At 43.2% G+C, this 19,131-nt stretch carries 16 protein-coding genes; 8 read left to right on the forward strand and 8 right to left on the reverse strand.

What is annotated here, in order from left to right:
- Positions 1 to 50: 50 nt before the first annotated feature.
- Entirely contained in the window at positions 51 to 1,268 is a 1,218-nt protein-coding gene (locus tag E7Z59_RS10185; protein WP_136336211.1) for an aminotransferase class I/II-fold pyridoxal phosphate-dependent enzyme, read from the forward strand.
- Positions 1,269 to 1,463: 195 nt separating this feature from the next.
- Here E7Z59_RS10185 and E7Z59_RS10190 read toward each other — a convergent pair whose 3' ends face one another.
- The 6 genes from E7Z59_RS10190 to E7Z59_RS10215 form a co-directional block, all read right to left on the reverse strand.
- Positions 1,464 to 2,201, reverse strand: coding sequence for a Dph6-related ATP pyrophosphatase (locus E7Z59_RS10190; RefSeq protein WP_136336212.1), 738 nt, complete (start codon positions 2,199 to 2,201; stop codon positions 1,464 to 1,466).
- Positions 2,198 to 2,614: a type II 3-dehydroquinate dehydratase gene (locus E7Z59_RS10195; protein WP_136336213.1), complete on the reverse strand. Its 417-nt coding sequence runs from the start codon at positions 2,612 to 2,614 to the stop codon at positions 2,198 to 2,200. Before E7Z59_RS10195 ends, E7Z59_RS10190 begins: the two co-directional genes overlap by 4 nt.
- Positions 2,615 to 2,680: 66 nt before the next feature.
- Entirely contained in the window at positions 2,681 to 3,313 is a 633-nt protein-coding gene (locus E7Z59_RS10200) for an HD domain-containing protein (RefSeq protein ID WP_136336214.1), read from the reverse strand.
- Positions 3,283 to 3,867, reverse strand: a complete 585-nt coding sequence (locus E7Z59_RS10205) for a Pycsar system effector family protein (protein ID WP_242015673.1) — start codon at positions 3,865 to 3,867, stop codon at positions 3,283 to 3,285. The genes E7Z59_RS10200 and E7Z59_RS10205 overlap by 31 nt, the downstream gene beginning before the upstream one ends.
- 32 nt (positions 3,868 to 3,899) lie before the next feature.
- Complete coding sequence (locus tag E7Z59_RS10210) at positions 3,900 to 5,834, reverse strand: adenylate/guanylate cyclase domain-containing protein (protein ID WP_168731284.1); 1,935 nt, start codon at positions 5,832 to 5,834, stop codon at positions 3,900 to 3,902.
- A 74-nt stretch (positions 5,835 to 5,908) separates the two neighbouring features.
- Positions 5,909 to 10,378: a T9SS type A sorting domain-containing protein gene (locus E7Z59_RS10215; protein ID WP_136336216.1), complete on the reverse strand. Its 4,470-nt coding sequence runs from the start codon at positions 10,376 to 10,378 to the stop codon at positions 5,909 to 5,911.
- 296 nt (positions 10,379 to 10,674) lie between these two features.
- Between E7Z59_RS10215 and E7Z59_RS10220 the strand changes: the two genes are divergently transcribed.
- The 3 genes from E7Z59_RS10220 (at position 10,675) to E7Z59_RS10230 (ending at position 14,349) form a co-directional block, all read left to right on the forward strand.
- Positions 10,675 to 11,613 carry a site-specific tyrosine recombinase gene (locus E7Z59_RS10220; protein ID WP_136336217.1) on the forward strand — a complete coding sequence of 313 codons (939 nt, stop codon included), beginning with the start codon at positions 10,675 to 10,677 and terminating at the stop codon, positions 11,611 to 11,613.
- Between the two features lie 70 nt (positions 11,614 to 11,683).
- Complete coding sequence (locus E7Z59_RS10225; protein ID WP_136336218.1) at positions 11,684 to 12,631, forward strand: aldo/keto reductase; 948 nt, start codon at positions 11,684 to 11,686, stop codon at positions 12,629 to 12,631.
- A gap of 20 nt (positions 12,632 to 12,651) precedes the next feature.
- On the forward strand, positions 12,652 to 14,349 hold the full coding sequence (locus E7Z59_RS10230) for a glycoside hydrolase family 13 protein (protein WP_136336219.1): 1,698 nt from the start codon (positions 12,652 to 12,654) through the stop codon (positions 14,347 to 14,349).
- A gap of 17 nt (positions 14,350 to 14,366) precedes the next feature.
- On the opposite strand, the gene E7Z59_RS10235 is transcribed toward E7Z59_RS10230, so the two are convergent.
- Positions 14,367 to 14,558, reverse strand: a complete 192-nt coding sequence (locus E7Z59_RS10235; RefSeq protein ID WP_136336220.1) for a hypothetical protein — start codon at positions 14,556 to 14,558, stop codon at positions 14,367 to 14,369.
- 334 nt (positions 14,559 to 14,892) lie between these two features.
- Between E7Z59_RS10235 and E7Z59_RS10240 the strand changes: the two genes are divergently transcribed.
- From E7Z59_RS10240 to E7Z59_RS10255, 4 genes are all read left to right on the forward strand, one after another.
- Positions 14,893 to 15,606: a lysoplasmalogenase gene (locus E7Z59_RS10240; RefSeq protein WP_136336221.1), complete on the forward strand. Its 714-nt coding sequence runs from the start codon at positions 14,893 to 14,895 to the stop codon at positions 15,604 to 15,606.
- Between the two features lie 147 nt (positions 15,607 to 15,753).
- Positions 15,754 to 16,467, forward strand: coding sequence for a lysoplasmalogenase (locus E7Z59_RS10245; RefSeq protein ID WP_136336222.1), 714 nt, complete (start codon positions 15,754 to 15,756; stop codon positions 16,465 to 16,467).
- A gap of 599 nt (positions 16,468 to 17,066) precedes the next feature.
- Positions 17,067 to 17,561 (forward strand): RNA polymerase sigma factor, encoded by a 495-nt coding sequence (locus tag E7Z59_RS10250; protein ID WP_136336223.1) that lies wholly within the window; start codon positions 17,067 to 17,069, stop codon positions 17,559 to 17,561.
- A 1-nt stretch (position 17,562) separates the two neighbouring features.
- Complete coding sequence (locus E7Z59_RS10255; RefSeq protein WP_136336224.1) at positions 17,563 to 18,180, forward strand: hypothetical protein; 618 nt, start codon at positions 17,563 to 17,565, stop codon at positions 18,178 to 18,180.
- Between the two features lie 128 nt (positions 18,181 to 18,308).
- Here E7Z59_RS10255 and E7Z59_RS10260 read toward each other — a convergent pair whose 3' ends face one another.
- Positions 18,309 to 19,118 (reverse strand): lysophospholipid acyltransferase family protein, encoded by an 810-nt coding sequence (locus tag E7Z59_RS10260; protein ID WP_136336225.1) that lies wholly within the window; start codon positions 19,116 to 19,118, stop codon positions 18,309 to 18,311.
- Between the last annotated feature and the right edge of the window lie 13 nt (positions 19,119 to 19,131).

The raw sequence follows: 19,131 nt of genomic DNA on the forward strand, positions 1-19,131 counted from the left end.
ATTCATCAGAATATTCATTATTTGCTGGTAAATTCATAAACATTACCACCATGAAATTTGATCCCGCAAGTAAAATACAGGACCTTCAATATTTTGGAGAGTTCGGAGGCGTGAACCCCTCCATATCAGACTCCTCTACATACACCTTTCTCTCTGCCAAGACCATGTTTGACACCTTTGAGGGCAATACAGAGGGCTGCTATCTGTATTCACGCCACTCTTCTCCCTCCAACCTTTATTTGGGTGAAGCCCTGGCTGCTATGGAAGCAACAGAAACAGCCAATGTTACGGCCAGTGGAATGGGAGCCATTACCGCAGTGATCCTTCAGTTATGCGGGGCCGGAGATCATATCGTATCAGGAAGAACGGTTTACGGAGGCACCTATGCTTTTATGAAGAACTTCCTGCCAAAACTCAAGGTAACCACAAGTTTTATAGACATCACCAAACCTGAGGTGGTTGAAGCTGCCATTACGCCGCACACCAAAATGATCTATTGCGAGGCCGTAAGCAATCCGTTGCTGGAGGTTGCCGACCTGGAAGCGCTATCGGCCATAGCTCGTAAACATAATATACCCTTGGTGGTCGACAATACCTTTACCCCCATGAATATCACTCCTAAGAATCACGGGGCTGATATAGTAATTCATAGTCTTACCAAGTTTATTAACGGAAGTTCTGATACTGTAGGAGGTGTTGTTTGCGGCACCAAGGATTTCTGTCTTAGCCTGAAAGATGTCAATGACGGAGCTGCCATGTTACTCGGAAGCACGATGGACAGCCTCAGAGCTGCCTCTGTACTGAAAAACATGAGAACCCTTCATATCCGGATGAAAAAACACAGTGAGAATGCTCTCTATCTGGCACAAAAGTTTGAGGCAGACGGACTCAAAGTAGTCTATCCGGGTCTCCCCTCACATCCCGGTCATGAAACCATGAAAAGAATGATCAATGCTGATTACGGGTTCGGAGGTATGATGACCCTTGACGCAGGAAGCCTTGAAAAAGCCAATGCCCTGATGGAAATGATGCAGGAAAGAAACCTCGGCTACCTCGCTGTAAGCCTTGGCTTCTATAAAACCCTCTTTTCTGCTCCCGGTAGTTCAACCTCCTCTGAGATTCCTGAAGAAGAACAGAAAGCCATGGGACTTTCTGATGGCCTGATCCGGTTCTCTATCGGACTGGATGAAGATATTGAGCGTACCTATCAATCAATGAAGACTTGTATGAAAGAACTCGGCATCTTATCAGAAGCCGTTACAGCATAAACCATTTACACCACCATTTAGTTACTGATCAACCATTAATTAGCGAAGGTCCCTCCGAAATTGAAGTCGGGGGGATTTTTTTATAGACTCGAGGTTGAGGTTTCAGTTCGAGGAACGAGTTTCAGGGACGAGTATAATTTATTACATACTGCTTACTGCTTCTACTTACTGCAAACTGTAAACTGTAAACTAAAACTAGTCCGGAATCAGGTCACAGAACCAAAAAGCGGTATCCCAGGAGGTATTGGCTGGTTTTGAGGGGTGGTCATTTTTTGAACCGGAAGCATGACTAAAGTCTTTCAATACCTTTTCACCGACACTAAATGATACCGGGTCTTTAAAATTCGGACCATCATAAACGAAGGTGTGAAATTCACCGTTCTCACCGCTGGGATCAACACCTGAGGGAAGGTCATTCACAAAGGCTTCATCGATGATACGCCCAACGAAATCCTTTCCCAAAAGCCTGTCATTAACACTAATGGTAATAGCTTTAAATCCCAACGCAATAAATTCCAGGATCAGTTCTTTGGAATCTCTTCCCCAGAGTGGAAAAACGGCTTGTATACCTTGAGATCTTAATTGGTCTTCCCTGTATTTCTTCAGGTCTTCAAGAAAGATATCTCCAAAAGCCGCATGGGTATACCCTTCTTGCTTTAGCAGGGTCACGTGCTGTTTCATGATACTCCCGTATTGTTCCATAGAAACTACTCCGGGCAGATTAATAGTATGCAAGGGTATACTGAGTTGTTTTACCTGCTCAAAAAGTAATTGTTTGGGCAACCCATGCATGCTAACCCTTTCCAGCTCATCATTTAGGGTGGTCACCAGGGTATCTACGCTGAATGTTTCATCCTTCAGCATATGGTAGAGCGCCAGGCAGCTGTCTTTTCCTGAGCTCCAGTTCATATATGTTTTGTATGGTGTATTCATTGTAAAAAGCTTTGAATAGCGAGGTCGTAGCTTAGGAGACCAAAGCCAAGGATAACTCCCCTGGCATGGGCAGAAATATACGACTGATGCCTGAAAGACTCTCTTCCGAAGGTATTGGAAATATGCACCTCAACAACCGGGGTGGTAATTCCTTTAACGGCATCGCCGATTCCAATAGAGGTATGCGTGTAGGCTCCTGCATTAAGTATGATCCCGTCGTGATCAAAACCTGCCTCGTGCAGTTTATTAATAAGCTCGCCCTCTACATTGTTTTGATAATAGGTCAAATCTGCCTGAGGAAATTTATTTTGCAGTTCCTCAAAATAAGACTCAAAAGTAACAGTGCCATATACCTCGGGTTCTCGTTTTCCTAACAAATTAAGGTTAGGTCCGTTGATGATCAGTATTTTCATAAGGTTTTAATTTCGGGGATCTCCCGGAGACCCCGGGTAGTCGTATAAGTTTAAGGGAGCATGGTATTAGTCGTTAATACCCTGTTTAACGATATTTCTCAACTCTTCAATTCGTTCTTCTTTCCTGGGCTGCCTGTGGGTTTTGGCAAACTCGGTATGGTATGTATGATTTTGCAGGAAGGTTATCTGGATTTTGTTCCATTGAAGCTTATCCTCTATTTTACCAAAGGCCTTCAGCTCATCAAACAAACTATTGCTTATAGGCCAGAAATCGTCCCTGCCCAGGTAATCAAGGTCGGCGTCACAGATAATTTTGTCAAGATAGCTCTTCGGACTTTGAGGGATGCGCGTTGCGGCAATAAGTCCTTCCACGACCTTAATATCCTCTTCAGCGAACTCCAGTTCTTCCATATGCTTTCTTGCGATCACAGCACTATGCTTCTCGTGGTCTTCATTAGAAACGGTAAATCCTATATCGTGAAAAAGGGTACCGATCTTCAGCAAACAGGCTTCCCGTTCGTCAAGATCTTCCCTGGTAATATACTCTTCAACCACCTTGAGTACATCCAAAGTATGATCAACGCCGTGATAATACAATTTATCTGACAGCTGAGTATCAAGGATCTCGATCGCTCTTTTTCTTAATTTGAAATATCCCTTCATAGGGTCTACAATAGTTCTTTTAGCTGGGCCAGCCATAAAATCATTATTAAAACCACAAAGATGAAACTGATTCCCATATACTTCATGGCTTTCTTTACACTGCGAAACTTGGTCTCAACGATCTTACTCTCAATAAAGATCTGCTGTCCGAGCTGTTCAAACAGTTTTTTCCGGTCGGCAACGGTGTCCATTAATTGCTTACTGTATTCATGCACGTCGCCAAAAGCATTCACAGCATCTTTAAAGAAAAAAACATTCTTATCGAATTTGAGTTCCATTTTCGGAATAAAGCATTGCAGCGCATGGAAAACAGAGACAAACACGATAAGCAGCCACATTATAACTAAGATAATAAAGATTCGGCTATTGTGAAAAGTTTCTGACAAATGTTCCATTCGGTCAAAGAACACTCCCACCACCAGTGAATGAAAAGAAAAAATGATCCCGGCCTTTAACTCAGAGGCCCGAATAAGCCTTTCCAGGCGCTCCATCTGCTCCCAGTAATTCTCCGGCTCCACCTCACGAAGGGCCTCAAGATTGCGGCGCTCCCTTTTATCCTTTTCCTCTTTATTTACAGTATTTTCTTCCAATGTAGTAGTAATGTTCTTATAAATATAAGAAATTATCCGGCTTTCGTTTCTTCAAGTACCTCTGTGACAAAGGATTTATCTTTTATGCTGTTCACAAAATACATCTTGAGCATCCCTTTGTTCTTCACCTCGATCTCTCCTCTATAGGTACATTTAAATTGTTCTCTGACCAGGTCATAGGTGGTTTCTGAAATATTGATCCGGCCCGAATGAGACCCTGATTCCATTCTGCTGGCCACGTTCACCGTGTCTCCCCAGATGTCATATGCAAATTTTTTGGTGCCTACCACTCCGGCTACTACCGGCCCTGTGTGTATTCCGATCCTGATCTCAAAACCCGGTATGCCATCATTGGGGTCGTTTCTAACCTGATCAACGAAGTCAATAATATCTAATGCCGCCAACAACATTTTCTGAGCGTGATTTTCTGAGGGAAAGGGCAATCCTGCGGCACACATGTAGGCATCGCCAATGGTCTTTATCTTTTCCAACCCGTACTTTTCAATTATCGTATCGAACTTTGAAAAGAAGTAATCAACGTTCCTTACCAATTCTTCCGGACCCATGGTTTCTGAGCTTTTGGTAAACCCTACGAAGTCTGTAAACATAACCGTTACAGAATCAAAATGTTTGGCCTTTACACTCCCCTTTTCTTTTAACTCCTGGGCTGTTTCTTCAGGAAGTATATTCAGTAACAGGTTTTCAGAACGTTCTTTCTCTTTATTAATGAGGCTATTAGCCTTTTTGATAAACTTATAACGGTTAAACATCCCCAAAACCAGAAGCAAAAGCAAACCCGCTACCGCAATGGTAGCTATGGTGACACTCTTTTGGCGTTTTTGCTGCAGATCGGCGATCTCTGACCGTTGTTCAAGCATCTGTATCTGGTCTTCTTTCTTATCCAGGTCAAAGTTTAACTGGGCATAACGCACCTTATCATTAACTTCTATATTCAAAATAGAATCCTTCAATTCAAGATAATATTCATGATGACGAAGGGCATCCGAATATTGCCCTATGTTTCTGTAGGTATTGTAAAGCTCCAGGTGCACCTGTTCAAGTTCGTACAAATATCCACCGCTTGCAGCCAGATCCAGGGCTTCTTCAAACACATTTACAGCCTGTTGAGGACTGCGTTCTCTGATAACTTTTCCATAAAGAATTTGTGCCGAGACCATATCTTCAAAAGATTGGGCAGTCTCAGCCACTTCAATGGCCTGCACCAAGACCTGCTCTGCCTCTCTGTTTCGTTTCAACCCATACAGAGAACTTCCTATTTTACGTAGTGTTTCCGAATGGTAGGGTCCGCCTTCTTCTGCCGGCAGCATTTTTTCAAAGATGGCAAGTGCCGCTTCATACTCTTCCTTGTAGAGGGCGAACTCTCCCTGGTAGGCCTGATAATTCAAACTCCAATCTTCCTGCCCTTCAAAACCTGTATCCAGGTACGCTTTTGCCTGTTTAAAATATTCTTCGGCCTTTTCCGGTTGCTTCATTTTATTGAAATAGAAGGCTGCCAGGTTCAGGGTAGCACTCATTATGCGTACCGTATCTTTGAGTTGCTCACTTTTTTGAATGGAAGGAATGATATAATCAATGGCCAAGGCGCTGCCTATGTCTACATAAAACGCTCCGATATTAGATTCCATATTAGCCATACCCAGGGTGTCACCCAGCTTGCGATACAGGTCTAATGCTTGCTTTGAGTAATTAATGGCATTGTAACGATCATCCTGATAGCTTGAAATGATACCCAGTATTTTTAGTGCTTCGGCTTCCCCTGCCGGGTATTCCACCTGTTTAGCAAGCTTCAAGGCTTGATCAACTGTTGCTTTTCCCTGTTCAAGATCTCCTGAGGTAGTATACAGAAATGCAAGGTCATTGTACAGATCAGTTTTTATACTGTCGTTCTTTGCAGTCGCAATATTCTTTTGCAGCTCCTCCACGGACGCTTCCTGAGCAAACCCCATACCCGGCAAAATGCACAGGAGGCAAACCAAAAGAATTTTATAAATTTTATTTTTCAACTGCATTGATTGGAAGTTTAATCCTTTACAATTTTTAAATTCTTTTTCCCGTCAGAAGTAATTATTTCCATAAAATACATTCCCTTCGTAAGGGTTGCCATAGGAATATCGAGAGGTACAGAACCCTCCGTATCGGGAACTACTTTTTGGTACATCAACTTCCCTGTAATATCATACAGGAGGACTGAGCGTAATGCTCCCTTGCCTGGATCAACGTATAGCACATCTTTTACCGGATTCGGAAATGCTCTTATTTCTTCTGATTCAATGATTTCTTCGGTCAGTTCAATACTCTTTCCTGCTAATGTTTTACCCGAATCAGAAAACAGGGAAGTCTCAATATCCTCTATTTGTCTGGCCGTACATCGGTTTGACTCCAATGTAGCATCGGTGGTCACCGAAGAAGGATTACAGCTGCCAAAGGTACAGAGGGTCCAGGTGAGCCTTTGTCCGTCAAAGGGTATTCGAACGAAATGTTCCCCCGGTAAAAACTCCACCGGGAGTGAGTTTAAGAATTGCCCGTCGGCCTCAATAAAATTATTTTCTCCGGTGGCATAAAGGGTAAAATCATTATCGTTCTCATACCTGAAGTTCGCTATAAAAGGATAGCGGTCGCTATCGGCCCCGGTATTGAGCTGCACACAGTCAAAAAAGGCCCGGATCTTTTTACCTTCGGTCGGATTGATATATAATTTACCCGGGGCTGTATTTTCAATGAGATAGTTCTCAGGTGCTTCTATATTGATCTCAAAACAGCCTGTATCTCCTGTTTGAAACGCCATACCGTTTTCATCCAGCAGCGTAAACTGAACCCCTTCAGGAAACACGTCTGTTTCCGTTTCATTATAGACAAAACCGTCTATGGTATAATCAATAGCCGTCTCCCCGATCAGTTGGCCTTGCTCCAGGAAAACATCACCTGTAGTTACCGTAAGTACCGAGGGAAGAATATTTAAGGCACCCTGAGTGTAACTCACATTGAAATTAACCCTGTTAGGGGCCAGCAAGGGTCCGGGTAAGGTAACCTGCGGTCCGGATTCAGGAGTGGTTACGTCTAAACCGGAAATGAAATTGGCGGAAAAGAATTCTGTGACCGCTTCAGTTTCGGCATCTTCTTCATCGAGAATGGCGTATACCTCCGTATAATCTTCTTCATCTTCCTCTCCACCTATGCTGCTCTCATTGACAATGGTCCGGAGTCTGTTTTGAAAATTGATCTCAACCCTTCCTTCAAAGAGATCCTTTGCATTAACGATGGTTCTCAGACGATTTATGATCGTTCTTAACCTATTGGTTTCAGGATCATAATTGTTAAAATAATCCTCAAATAATTCCGGTTCCAGATCGATCACATTAAAGCCGTTCACGATGGTACGGAGTCTGTTTTTAAACACGTTCTCTGAGGCCATCCATGAGGTGTTCTCCAAAAAGTCTTTAATCTCTCCGGTATTCACAATGGTTCTAAGCCTGTTGATCAATATATAATTATTGCCCTCAAAATATCTGGACTCATGTGCCGTACGCAGGGTACTTATAAACAAGTCAAGATCACTTATTCCTGCGGGATCAATCTCATAGGTATTCATCAGCATAGGCACCTCTCCCCTGGTAATGGTAGCGTCTTCAATGCCAATGGTCAGGTCTGTTCGCTCAACGGTTAGCAAACCGGAAACGAAATTCACCTGGTATTTATCTAATTGCTCCTCTGTAGGTACTGTGGCAAAACCGGGAATCACAAGGTATTTATTGGCATCAGGATACGGCAAGAGATCAAGCGCTGCCGAGGTGAAAACGATCTCGGGTAAACCGGTACCCTCGTAAGTTTCATTAGCCGGCAACCCTGTAATAGTTGCTGTAAGATCAATATCCTGTCCGTATGATACTGCCAGGGAATCTGCAGCAATATTGATGGCAAATTTCCCTTCGTCGAGAACAAAAAGTGTATCGGTTACCACCTCTATCCCGGATTGAGATTTGGCGGCATTCTCTACGACAAGCGGCGGATTACCTACAAATTCGGGTATTATGAATGAAAGGGTGTTTTCTGTTCTTTGTAAAATGGGAAGCAGCTGACCGCCAAAACTAACCGTGGTAGAGTCATTAAGGTTTGTAACCACCAGGGTCGCCAGAAATTCTTCTGCACCGGGCTGCTCAGGAAGATCATCCTTTTGTAATTCGGCTACCGGAGCCCTGGCAGCAAGAAAATCAAAAGTACTCAGCGCATCAGGAGGTCCATCTCCAATTTGTAACAAATCTCCTGTTCCGGTTGCAAACTCCTGGTACAGTTCAACAACCCCGGGGTCTTCACCTAAGGGATCGCCATTTTCTAAAGCAGAGACTACGGTATCCCCGGAAGAAGTGGCTGTTAAAGCAGTTAAGAACGGATCTAAAAGCGCTATAAGGCCCGCGATATGTGGAACCGCTGCGGAAGTACCAAAAAAAGGTGAGAAGCCTTCAACAGAGGTGGCCACCCCATCGTAACCGGCCAGATCAGGAATAATATTAAAACTACTGCTGGTTACCCCACCAAAACTGGAGAAAGGCTGTGCTTTAGGACCACCGGCATCTGCCTGGTTCACGGCTCCCACAGTTACCACCGGTTCAATGGCAGCATGGCCTGAAGTGGTAGGCACATTACCCGAAGAAAAATTAAGTCCGGCCGCCCTGAAAGCAATGGCCCTGAAAGGCGTTCCGGCAAAATTTACTCCGTCTTCAACCAGTACCGACATAAAAGCTTCACCACTTTGAATGGCCTGAAATACAAATATCTCTACTGGGTCTTTACCCCCATTTTCAAAACGTGCTACAGCCTCAACAGAGCCACTGCTGTCGGTAATGACCAGGTCGAAATCTGAAATAGCTCCTTGAGCATTATTGAAAGAAGCAAACGATTCGTTCTGCTGAATAACCACCATAAATAAGCCCGGCCCATCTACCGTAAATGGAAGAAAGTAATTTTCAGAACCATCGTCGTTCACTCCAAAAACATGGGGTCGTACCCCTGGATTTACCGGGATCCCAAAATCAGGAAGAGTCACCCCGGGCTGAAAAATTCCCTGAAATCCTTTTCCTCCAAAATTTCCTGCCGACGAGCAATAATAACGTTCTCCTGAAGTAAGCATTAATTCAGAATCGGCCTGCGATTCGTTGCTAAGCGCACTTACTGATGGCTGGGCCAGAAACTCCTCAATAGCCGCTGTAACCACACTGTAAGTCCCCTCAAATGATTCTGTAGGGTAGGTAATATCATCAAATGCTACCGTGATATCAGGAGGTAATTCTTTTATGCCCTGGGCAAAATCTCTTAAAGATCTGGTTCCGGTCCTGAATCCGAGTTTGGCCCCGGGAGCCATGTCGTGAACGATCTCCAGCATAGCCCGTCCTTCATCAGAACCTCCGGGATCTCCTTCTTTAAAGACCACAACTTCTTGTGCGCGTCCGTATGGATTGCCCGACCCCGGAAGGTCTCCGTTAATGACGCTCACCTGGGCCTTTGATAATTCGCCGGTAAATTCTTCACGGTCAAAAGTGTCTGAAAAAGCACAAATACCTATTCCCTTTCCACTTACAAATTCAGCCCTCCCGTTTTGAACCACTCCAAATGAATTCCTTACAATATCCGCCTTATGGGCAGCCACCCCCTCAGAAATGGCGACCCCCGTTGGTTCATTGGTTAAGGTAAAAGGTGTAAGAATGACCTCAGCAAAATTTACCAGTTCAGAATCATTAAGTATAAGTAACTGCTCTCTGGTTAAAAAGCAATCTACCGCCCCGTAACCTTCAGACAGCACTATGCCCGGATCTACTATAAAATCGCCTGCTGAAAAACTTAACCCAAACTGAGACTGGAGAAACTGAATGAGATTGCCCATTTGGCCTGCAACAGGGATTACTTCAACTAATAACCGCCCGTTTTCGATCTGAAAAATAAAATCCAACGGGTCTTCCCCCTCTTCACCAAGTGCATATGCCAGGGCAAAATTACCCAGCTTTTCGGTGTTCTTATCATTCGACCCCACCACATTAAAAATAAACCCTCCATCATCTTCTAGACATTTGGAAGAGTTGGCAGAGGCGATTACTTCTTTCATGTTGCCACTGGGCGTCATGATCGTCCAGGAAACCGACTCCTTTTCACTAAAGGTTACCTTGAAAACCTTTTTATGAAGGCCGGGCTTAAATTTATGGGGGCCCTGAAACTCTCTTTGCTGGTTTTTCAGCTTGACCTTCGAGTTTTGTCTTTCGATCACCTGCTCCTTTTTCGAAGGGTTCTCATAGCTGAAGCTGGCAGAATACATACCATTACCCAGAGGTTGAACGCAGGTGCGAACAATGATCTCATTATTTTTCCCTCCTTTACTCTGACCGTAAAGTGCCGTATTTGAGAAAAAGAAGAGGATGGCTGCAAATAACAAGTAAAAAGAGGAATGGAGGGAACCTGCTCGGGGGATGACACCAAATGAGATGTCAAAGTAATTTTGATTCATAATAGTTGGTGTTTGCAAGGTTGTTAAGCACAGAAAGCAAACCACACAGTTAAGACCCGGGAGTAGTTATGAGGACACCACTAAAAACAACAGTTTATTCAAAAGGGAGAAATAAACCTATACTCACACAAGAGGTAAAGGTCAGATTTTGAGAAAGTTAAATATATAGTATTTAATCTAAAAAATGTACTCCTTAACAAAAAATAAGACCTCCTATCTTTTTTTCACGATAAAGTCAGATAGACATCAACAGATACTGTTATGGTCATCTGCATTTGATTGATTACATTTAAACCATGACCTGGGAAACAGCCTTAAATGATTACACCAACTACCTGCGCCTGGAACGGGGCTTATCTGACAATTCGATTCAGAGCTACCGATCAGACCTGCGTAAGCTGGAGGTATTTCTTTCTGAATCAAAATCTAACGAAACACCTTTAAAAATTAAGCCTGAGACCATTCAGGAATACCTTTACCGGGAGGCCAAAGAACTCAAACCACGCTCCCAGGCCAGGTTGGTCTCATCACTTAAGGGCTTTTTTGCTTACCTGCAGTTCGAGAATTATCGTGATGACAATCCTACATCGCTCCTGGAAAGTCCACGACTGGGGCGTAAATTACCCGACACCCTCAGCCTGGAGGAGATCATAAAAATGATCGATTTCATCAAGCAGAAAAGGCAAGACCTGGAGGTTTCCGGCAGGAGTCACCACCCCAATCATGCCCTTTTGATAAGAAATGAAGCCATCCTGGAAACCTTATACAGTTGCGGACTCCGGGTAAGTGAACTCACTCATTTAAAACTGTCTGATCTTTTCTTCGAAGAGGGCTTTATCAGGGTACACGGAAAGGGTAATAAACAGCGGTTTGTACCCATCACCGAGGTAGCCGTTCACTGCATTGAACTCTATATGACCTCGAGCCGTTCTCTTTTGGATATTGCCTCGGGTCATGAAGACATACTTTTTCTCAACCGCAGAGGCAAACAACTTACAAGGGCCATGATCTTCACCCTTATTCGCCAGGCTGCCTCCCTGGCTTCTGTAAAGAAAAAGATAAGTCCGCACACCTTTCGTCATTCCTTTGCCACCCACCTTTTACAGGGAGGCGCAGATCTGCGGGCGATCCAGCAAATGCTGGGCCATGAAAGCATCACTACCACAGAAGTTTATGTACATCTGGACCGGAGCGACCTTAAAAAAAGCATCCTGAAGCACCACCCCAGAAACTGAGCCCTTTTTTGGGAAGGCCATGTAATTTTAGTAATTTCATCACACCCGATCTTACCTAATTCACCATATCATGAAACACATTACACTCAACAATGGGCTGGACGTTCCGGCCATCGGCCTGGGCACCTGGAAATCGGCCCCGGGAGAAGTAGGCAAAGCCGTAAAAGAAGCGATCAGGATGGGCTACCGGCACATTGATTGTGCGGCTATTTACGGCAATGAAAAAGAAATCGGAGAAGCCTTTAAACAGGTCTTTGATGAAGGAGTGGTGAGCAGAGAAGACCTTTGGATCACTTCCAAGCTTTGGAATAATGCACACCAAAAAGACCGGGTGATCCCCGCCCTCGAACAAACCCTCAGCGATCTGCAATTAAATTACCTTGACCTATACCTTATACATTGGCCGGTAGCCTTTAAACCTGATGTGATCAACGCCACAAAGGCAGAAGACTTTCTTTCGCTGGAGGAAGTTCCCGTAAATGAAACCTGGAAAATGATGGAAACGGCCCAGGAAAAGGGGCTCACAAAAGGTATAGGAGTTTCTAATTTCAGTATTAAAAAATTGAAATCGCTGTTGGATTCCTGCCAAATAAAGCCGGTGATGAACCAGGTAGAAATGCACCCGTACCTCCCTCAAAACGCCTTGGTGAGCTTTTGCTTTGAAAACGAGATAGCCCTTACAGCCTATTCGCCCCTGGGCTCAGGAGACCGGCCGGCAGCCATGAAGAAAGATGATGAACCCGGGTTAATGGCCATTCCGGCCGTTAAAGAGATCGCCGCAAATCACCATTGTACTCCTGCTCAGGTGCTCATCAGCTGGCATGTTCATCGCGATTGTTGCGTTATACCAAAATCAACCAACCCTGAGCGATTAGAGCAAAACATTAAAAGTGCAACCATAGCTCTCAACAAGCATGACATGGAAACCCTTGCTGGCATAGAAAAAAGTTATCGCTTTGTAGATGGTTCCTTTTTTGAACTTGAAGGCAACGGATATACCAACGTATTTGATCTTTAACTAAACTCACCTTCATTCCTATGAAATACAATACCCCTCAAAAATGGTGGAAAGAAAGTGTGGTCTACCAGATCTACCCCAGGAGCTTTAACGACAGTAATGGCGACGGAGTTGGCGACCTCAGGGGAATTATAGAGAAATTAGATTATTTGGAAAGCCTTGGTATTGATGTGGTATGGCTAAACCCTGTATACCGTTCTCCGAATGATGATAATGGATACGACATCAGTGATTACCGAAGCATCATGGAGGAGTTTGGCACTATGACAGATTTCGATGAATTACTGCAAGGACTACATCAAAGAGAGATCAAACTCATTATGGACCTGGTAGTCAATCACAGCAGTGATGAACATCAATGGTTCCGGGAATCCCGCAGTTCCAGAGACAACCCCTTCAGGAATTATTATCACTGGTGGCCGGCAGAAAATGGTACCCCACCAAAGCGATGGAGCTATTTTGACCTGGAAGACAATGCCTGGAAATACGACGGGCAAACCAATGCCTGGTACCTTCATTATTTTTCACCAAAGCAACCCGACCTCAATTGGGAAAACCCAACCCTGAGAAGGGAGGTCTATGACATGATGCATTTCTGGTTTAAAAAGGGCATCGACGGGTTTAGAATGGATGTGATCCCATTTATTTCTAAAGATACTGATTTCCCCGAATTGCCATCTGAATATAAGGGCGATTTCATTGCCTATTATGCCAATGGCCCGCATCTGCACGCATATTTACAGGAAATGAACCGGGAGGTATTGTCAAAGTATGACGTAATGACCGTGGGGGAAGCCCCGGGGGTGACCCTTGACCAGGCTTTGAATTTTGTAGATGAAGACCGGAAAGAACTGGATATGTTCTTTCACTTTGATCTTTTAGCCCTTGACAGAGCGCCGGGAGAAGTATTTAAAATGCGATCAGATCCCTGGAAATTAACCGAATTCAAAGAAATTCACAGTAAATGGGATGCTGTATTTGCTGAAAAAGGATGGGGTAGTATCTTTTTATGCAATCACGACTTTCCGAGAAGTGTGAGTCGCTGGGGCAATGACGATAAGGCCTATTGGAGAAACAGTGCCACTATGCTCCAAACCTTTAGCCTGAGCATGCGGGGTACACCCTATATCTACCAGGGAGAAGAGATCGGAATGACCAATATAAGGTTTGATTCTATAGAAGACTACCGTGATATCAATACGCTGAACGCCTATCATAAGGCAGCCCACAATTGTGACGACCTCCATGCCTTCCTGGAGAATGAGAAAGATGCAAGTCGAGATAATGCCCGAACACCTGTTCAATGGGATAATACCCGGCACGCCGGATTTACCCAGGGTGAACCCTGGATCAAAGTCAATCCAAATTATAAGACCGGATTAAACGTAGCAGCTCAGGAAGCTGATCCTGATTCAGTCTTGAATTATTTTCGGAAAATGATCAAGGTGCGAAAAACCCATAAAACCCTCACTTATGGTAAGTACAAGCTTGTGGAAAAAGATCACGAGCAGGTGTATGCCTACACTCGCAGTCATCAAAACGAACAATATCTTGTGCTGTTGAACTTTTCAACAAATGAGGTGGAATTTCCTGTTTCCTCCCTTGATTTTAAAAAGGGAGTCCTCCTTATAAGCAATGATATAGCTCCCGAGGCCTTACCTTCCGGGTACATCAGGCTACACCCCTATCAGGCATGCATTTACAAACTGAATCGGTGATAGAACTTACTGTTTTTTCAGGAATTCGTGCCAAAAACATGGGACTCCAGTGCTCTCCATACAAAATAGTGAAACGCAGTTCCGGCGCCTAGTAAAAGGATAAAGAAAACAATGTTTACGGGTGCAAAAAAATCGAGATCGTGTTTAAGAAAGAGGTACAAAACGCAGGTAAATGGTACCAGGATCGATTCTAAGATTCTAGACTTCATAGTTAAGTATTTGGTTTTCAGGGCTTGTTGACCTTGTTTCCGCGAGTTTGGGCTTCACAGACTTCTGTTCAACAATAAAATTTGGTTAATTGGGACTACCAATATTAATCCAAAACTCTTATTCTACCAAAAAATAATCTTATACTTTCGACTTAATTCATAAAATTCCGGTTGTAATTACAGAATTTTTTTACTAAATAGCGGGAACTTTTAGGCTCGTTTTGAACGATGTCATCTTGTTCAGGGCTGCAAGGATACAATATTATTTTCATAGTACCATTTAAAAACCAAGGCCTTCCTGATCGTATTTTTTGGTGATAAACCAAGCTACTTTATGAAGAGAACCGTTACGAACAATTCGAAGGGATCACCGGATAAAGACCGTATTAGCAAATCACTGTTTCCCTTTATATATGGGCTCATTGTACTTTTTGATCTGATCGTATTAAGCATACCTGAGTGGATGGAGATCAGAGAGATCTCTAAGCCTCTTATTGTAGGTTCTCTCATGGTATGGCTGGTTTACAAACGTTTTCCATTACCCGGAAAAAGAGATCGCATTTTTTTCCTGGCCCTTTTCTTTTCCTTTTTAGGTGATGGCTTTCTCAATTACGAAGGGTATTTTCTGCCCGGTTTACTATCTTTTTTTATAGCTCACATATGTTATTGCGTGATATTTTTAAAGTGGAACGGGATCTCCACCGCGCTGCATTACAAAAGATCAGCACCACTTCTGCTTTATGCTGTAGGAGTATTTTTATTTATTCAAAACGACCTCGGACCACTAAAAGCCTATGTTATTTTATACATGATCATATTGTTGCTCATGGTGATCAGTGTTTTATCGCGAAAAGGGTTAACAACTAAGACTGCATTTACCCTTGGCGTTAGCGGCGCCTTGCTTTTTTTATTTTCTGACTCCCTCCTGGCAATTAACAAATTCACCTATGCAATACCCTATGCATCTCAAATGATCATGTTCTCTTATGCTTTGGCTCAATTCTTTCTTATCAGGAGCTTTTTTGAGGAGGATGCTGTTCAAGCGTAAAAAGGGCCGGTACGCCTTGTGTATTAAGGATTAGCATAACTCAGCCATTGAAAGACTTTTCTTTAAAAGCATTGATTGTCTTGGATTCAACTTGCTTATTATCAATGTTTTAAGTAATTTCATACTTTACGTCATTGCCGAACGCCTATGGGATCACTTACTTTCTACTTTGTATACTTTGGCCTTTTATTGGCAGATCTTATTTTGATAAACGCCCAACCCTCCCCCTTCCTTCGTCCGGTTATAGAACCCTTAATGATCGTTTTATTACTCCTTCATTTCAGGCAGGAATACAGTAAAGACAACACCTGCGACCCCCGGTTAATACATATTGCCCTGGGTGCCATTTTATTGGGGGGCGTATTTTTGATGTATGAATCGCCGGTCTATAAGTTTTTGGTTGGATTTTGTTTTTTTCTGGTTGCCAACATTGCCTATACCATTTTGTTTTACCGATGCGCCGACCTGCAAGTCAAAAGAGCTTTTCCGTTTATCATTGTTGCATCTGTGGTGGCCATGACCTTACTTTATATTTTCTATGAGTATGTTGGCGATTATTTTATTCCGGCCTCCGTATTTCTTTTTGTTCTCCTGAATTGTGCCCAGGCAGCCTACCTGAGATATACCCTGGTAAATGCCCAGAGCTACTATTTTGTATTTGGAGGCGTTATACTGTTTTTTATCAGCCAGGTTTCAGCCGCCGTCTTTCATTTTATCAACCGGGCAGAATGGCTCGGTATGCTTATCATTACCACCTTTTTTATTTCCCAATTTCTGATCATTAAAGGAGTATTGAAAAATAAAACAGTTATGACCGTTGCCGCCAAAGGCCCTGTACTCACGGATACTGCTGATGAATAGGCAATGAGCAGTATGCAGTTGGCAGTTGACAAACTATCGTCTTCGCGAACCCTGCCTTAAGCAGGGTGTGGCGATCTCCCCATCACATCACTGAAACTCGTTCCTCAAACTGAAACTCGCCCCTGATTCTAGGAGATTGCCACGCTTTATTTCATAAAGCTACCACTGACGGATTTAGATATTCTTTTGAAAAAGTAAAAAATGTGGCTCCCCACCCTAGACAGGGAGGGGTGGCAGCGATAAAATCGCTGACGAGGCGGGTTGATTCAGATTGTCCTCTCCTACAACCCCTTCCGACCCCGCATAAAGCGGAGCCACCTTCCCCTGACCAGGGGAAGGTGCCCACTATTAAGTTTACTATTATTCGTCATTAATCTCGTTCCTGTTTCAGGAGATTGCCACAACCTGCTTTGCAGGTTTCGCAAAGACGATTTAACTCAAACCTCTCCCTCTATTTTTATTCTCTAAACCATTGAATGTCATATCCAATACCGTAGACAGGGGTTGCAAACTCATCTGTTATATAAAAATTTTCTTTCATACATGTAACAATTTGGTATTTTGTGCTACCAACAGGAAACCATCAACCAACATTTTAAGTGAAGAGTGAACTTGAGAAAAAATTTGTGAACGACCTGGAGAAAAACCAGAACATCGTTCACAAAATATGCAGGATTTATACCCATGACCAACATGCGCATAACGACCTGTTTCAGGAGATCACCATACAGTTATGGAAGGCCTACCCGAAGTTTAGAGGGGACGCTAAATTCAGTACCTGGATGTACAGGGTTGGTTTGAATACAGCGATCACACTTTACAGAAAAAAGAAGCGAAGACCGCAAACGACCGATATTGAAGCCATTGCCTTTCGTATACGCTCAGAAGATTACGACGACACAGAAGAACAGCAGTTACGACTTATCTATGAAGCGATCAAACAACTGAATGACATTGAAAAAGCGTTGGTTTTTCTCTATCTGGAAGACAAAAATTATGCGGAGATCTCCGAAACCCTTGGTATTTCAGAAGTAAATGCCCGGGTAAAAATGAACCGCATTAAAACCAAACTACGAACTATTTTGAATCCTTAATATGGACGAACTCGATATTTTCAAAAAGCAATGGAAGGAGGAAGAAAAGAATCTTCCTCACCTGGAGTACGATCAGATCTACCAGATGATCCTCAAAAAATCATCTTCCGCTGTAAAATGGATCTTTATTATCAGCATCCTTGAACTTGTTCTCGGGTTGTTGTTTTCGGTATTCTACCACCCTGCCTTTGAGCAGGACGTAGAGGTACCTGCTTTTGTTGAATGGCTCTCATGGGGAGTATACCCGGTACTTATTTATTTTATATACCAGTTTTTCAGAAACTACAATAAGATCAACACCACCTCTTCTGTCAAAGAGCTGTTGAACAACATCATGAAATCAAGAAGAACGGTTCGTCTTTATATCATGATCAACCTGATCCTTGGCGGATTTATTGCCATGGTCATTTTGGTAAACACCATTATAAATGTTAAAGGAGGGTGGGATAAATTCGTTGGTACCACTGAGCCTATGGAATACCTGATCCTTTTTGGGCTCAGCCTGTTAATGACGGCACTCATCATAGGGGTGTTTCTGATCTTCTATCTGCTTTTATACGGCTTTTTAATGAGACGTCTGAATCGCAATTATAAAGAGCTCAAGAAGATGGAGGTTTGATCAAAACTCAAGACTCATCAAAGCAAACAGTAATAGAAAATAAAGCAAAGAAGGAAACCGGTTTTTAGGTTGCCGTTGAATGAATTTATATAAAATTCAACCCATTATCTCCCGGAACAAGTGTCTTATTAAGGTCTGTTAGACCATCTGCGGGCCTCATTAAGCTCTTCCATTTCGGTAAGTGCATCTTCCGGGATAACCTTTAAGAATGACGGATGTTGTTCTATGGCGTATTCGATCTTTTCAACGATCTCTTCTACAGTCTCATTATCGTAGTCGATCTGCAGGGGTTCTTTGATCACCATAGACTGAAGAATTCCCTTCTTCTTGATCCTAAGACCTTTTTTATCAAATGACCTTCTGAAGCCATCTATCACAATAGGTACCACCACGGGGCGGTATTGCTTAATAATGTGCGCTGTTCCTTTACGAATTGGCTTCCATGGTTTTGTAGTTCCCTGCGGAAAGGTAATCACCCAACCGTCTTCAAGTGCAATTCCAATATTTTCAGTATCGTTGAAATTAACCTCCCGCTGTATATCCTTCCCCTTTTCCCGCCAGGTACGCTCCACGGTAATAGCTCCCGCATAGGCCATGACCTTAGGTAAAAAGCCGCTTTTCATAGTTTCCTTAGCGGCAATATAGTATATATTAAGTTTCGGATTACGCAGATACCCTACATTTTTGATACTGTCTACTCTCCCACTCAGGCTGGCATTGAACACGTGAAACATGGCCACCACATCGGCAAAATAGGTTTGATGGTTAGAAACGAATAATACCCCTGTATCGGGCAGATCATTGAACAACTCAGATCCTTCAATTTGCAATTCGTTAAACCCCCTGTACCGTTGGTGGGTCATCAATCCCGCAAATTGAATGAGCCATTTTTTGAAAATGAGAATATGCCCGAAAGGGTTCTTTTTTAGCAGCCCCATGCCAGTTGTTAAT

Source organism: Robertkochia marina (assembly GCF_004799345.1).
GTDB classification, from domain to species: Bacteria; Bacteroidota; Bacteroidia; order Flavobacteriales; family Flavobacteriaceae; genus Robertkochia; species Robertkochia marina.